This is a genomic window from Streptomyces sparsus, from assembly GCF_054776295.1.
Map to the genome: position 1 here is coordinate 1 of NZ_BAAHCA010000635.1, position 2892 is coordinate 2892.

Annotated in this window: 3 protein-coding genes; 2 read left to right on the top strand and 1 reads right to left on the bottom strand. The window is 73.6% G+C overall.

Going from position 1 to position 2892, the window contains the following annotated elements:
• Positions 1 to 1137 (bottom strand): HAD-IC family P-type ATPase (locus ACYVE9_RS21385; protein WP_461029511.1); only part of this gene is annotated, 1137 nt, incomplete at its 3' end.
• Positions 1138 to 1265: 128 nt separating this feature from the next.
• Here ACYVE9_RS21385 and ACYVE9_RS21390 point away from each other — a divergent pair.
• Positions 1266 to 1628, top strand: a complete 363-nt coding sequence (locus ACYVE9_RS21390) for an ArsR/SmtB family transcription factor (RefSeq protein WP_461029512.1) — start codon at positions 1266 to 1268, stop codon at positions 1626 to 1628.
• A gap of 441 nt (positions 1629 to 2069) precedes the next feature.
• Complete coding sequence (locus ACYVE9_RS21395; RefSeq protein ID WP_461029513.1) at positions 2070 to 2561, top strand: helix-turn-helix domain-containing protein; 492 nt, start codon at positions 2070 to 2072, stop codon at positions 2559 to 2561.
• Positions 2562 to 2892: the final 331 nt, after the last annotated feature.

A 2892-nucleotide genomic window follows, 5' to 3' on the forward strand; every position in this document is an offset into this window, starting at 1 on the left:
CTCGCTGCCGCGCTCGGCACCGGCCGCCAGGCGCAGCAGTTCCGCCTCCGTGAGCGTGCCGAGCGTGCGCACCTCCGCGAGCCGCGGCCGACCGCGGGTCAGGGTGCCGGTCTTGTCCAGGACGACCTGCTCCACCGAGCCCAGCCGCTCCAGTACGGCCGCCGACTTGACCAGGACGCCGTGCCGCCCGGCGGTCGCCACGGCCGCCAGCAGCGGCGGCATGGTCGCCAGTACCACCGCGCACGGTGAGGCGACGACCATGAAGGTCATCGCCCGCAGCAGCGCGGACTCGAGCTCGGCGCCGAGCAGCATGGGCACGCCGAAGACGGCGAGCGTCGCGGCCACCATGGCGACGGCGTAGCGCTGCTCGATCCGTTCGACGAAGAGCTGCCTGGGCGCCTTCGTGGCGCTCGCCTCCTCGACCGTGGCGACGATCTGCGCGATCACCGACGCGTGGGCGGGCCGCTCGACACGGACCCGCAGCATGCCGCTGCCGTTGAGCGTGCCGGCGAACACCTCGTCGCCCGGGGCGCGGGGGGCCGGCATGCCCTCGCCGGTCACGGACGCCTGGTCCACGTCGCTCGACCCGGCCACCACCACGCCGTCGGCGCCGACCCGCTCGCCCGGCCGCACCACGATCACGTCCGCGACGGCGAGTTCCGCGGCCGGTACCACCTGCTCCGTGCCGTCCGGGCCCAGGCGGCTGGCCTGTTGCGGGGCAAGTTCCAGCAGGCTGCGCACCGAGTCCTCGGTCCGCTGGGTGGCGAACGCCTCCAGGGCGCCGGAGGTCGCGAAGATGACGATCAGCAGTGCGCCCTCCAGGGGCTGGCCGATCGCCGCGGCCGCCAGGGCGGCCACCACCATCAGCAGATCCACGTCCAGGGTGCGTTCCCTGAGGGCCGCCAGGCCGGAGCGGGCCGGGTCCCAGCCGCCGGCGGCGATGCACACGGTCCAGGCGATCCAGGCGGTCCAGCCGGGCGCGCCGCCGAAGTGCAGCCCCACACCGACCAGGAAGGCGGCGGCTGCCAGGGCCGCCCATCGGGCCTCGGGCAGTCTCAGCAGGGTCGGGCGCGGTGCGGTCCCGGATGCCGGGCGGTCCGGGACGCGGTCCGGTGACCGGGTGGCTGCGGACGTCATGCGGGTCTCCGAGGGGACGAGGTGGACGGCGGAGTGGTGGTCTCGGCGCCGGGGAGCACGCCGACCGCTGAATGACTGAACACGTGAAGAGTCATTCATGTAATGTTCGGGACCGTACCATTTCCGCCATGGGACACGGAGTCGACGGGCACGGCAGTCCAGCCGCCAGGCTGGACGCGGAGAGCGCGGCCACGGTCGCCGCCACGCTCCAGGCCCTCGCCACCCCGTCCCGGCTGCTGATCCTGGCCCGACTGCGGGAGGGCCCGCTGCCGGTCACCGAACTCGCCGACGCCGTCGGCATGGAGCAGTCGGCCGTCTCCCACCAGTTGCGCCTGCTGCGGGCGTTGAGCCTGGTGAGGGGGTCCCGGCAGGGGCGCCGGATCGTCTACAGCCTGCACGACAGCCACGTGGCCCAGTTGCTCGACGAGGCGGTCTACCACGTCGAGCACCTGCAACTGGGTGTCCGCGAGGCCGTGCCGCCGGTGGACTGAGCGCCGCGCGCGAGAACGTGACGGCCACCCCCTGCGCACACCCGTGCCCACCCCCTGCGCACATCCGTGTCCGCCGCGCGGCCCGTCACGGTCATCCGCGCGGGCCCGTCACGGTCATCCGCGCGGGCCGTTCGGTCATCACGCTCCGGAGCGCACTCCGGCGGGTCGTCCGTCCCGGCCCGGAGAACGGACGCCGTCCGGGGGGCCGGACGCCGCCCCGGTCCGGAGTCCGCTCCCGGACTGACGGTTCCGTCGACTTCGCGGCGGCAACCGACCCGGCGTCAACTGGCGGTTAACCACCGCCCGGAGTCACTGTCCGGGATTGCTCTGGTGCGCTGCGTCCCTCCCGTGGCACCATGCAGGCTCCGAAGTGCTCGGCCTTAACCGGCCGTGAGTGGGCGTGCCGGCTGCGGCGACGTCTCGGGGGAGGAGGCGGTGCGCATGGCCGGCGGCAAGGGGCCCGGAGACCACACGGGCGACACGCTCGCGGACCGGCTCAACCACCTGTTCGCGCACATGCACCCGCAGGGGGCGCCCTGGACGAACGCCCGGGTGGCGGAGGAAATCGGGCGCCGGCGTGAGGAGTTCGGCGGGGTGAGCGTCACCGAGCAGTACCTGTCGATGCTGCGGAACGGCAAGCGCGCCAACCCCAGCCCGGACGTGCTGCGGGCGCTGGCCCGGTTCTTCGGGGTGCCCGCCGGCTACCTGCTCGGCGACCTGTCGCCGGAGCAGGCCGAACGGGTCGAGGAGGAGGTGCACTTCCTCGCCGCCATGCGGGATCAGCGGGTGCGCACCATCGCCCTGCGGTCGGTCGGGCTGCCACCCGAGATACAGGACAGCCTGACCACGATCATCGGCCAGTTCAGGGCGCAGATGAATCTCCCCCCGGATCCCCCCGAATCGGGCGGAGACGGTGACCGGGACGGCGACTGAGGCGTTCCGGTCCTTCGACGAGGTGGCCCCGGACGGGGGTCTGGGCCGCCTACGACAAGGGCGGCGCCGGGCGACAGGCCGGCCCGGCGCCGCCCTGCGGAACCGTCCCTGCGGCGGCAGGAGGCGGTTCCGCGGTGGCTTGAAGTCATCGCTGACCCGGTGTTCCGGCAGGAAGTCGCCGACTTGTGATGCGTAACCGTTGGTCGATGCGGTAAAAAGGTTGTTGTCTGCCCGGTGTGCATCCCCCGTCGCACCGGGCAGGCTTTTGCGTTCCGGGCCGGATCGCCTCTCCCGGGCCCGTCGCCCGCCGTCCCGCCCGCCGGCCGGTCCG

Bases quoted from the DNA above. Each gene is read 5' to 3' on its own strand.
- ACYVE9_RS21390 (WP_461029512.1), top strand. From the start codon at position 1,266: ATGGGACACGGAGTCGACGGGCACGGCAGTCCAGCCGCCAGGCTGGAC.
- ACYVE9_RS21395 (WP_461029513.1), top strand. From the start codon at position 2,070: ATGGCCGGCGGCAAGGGGCCCGGAGACCACACGGGCGACACGCTCGCG.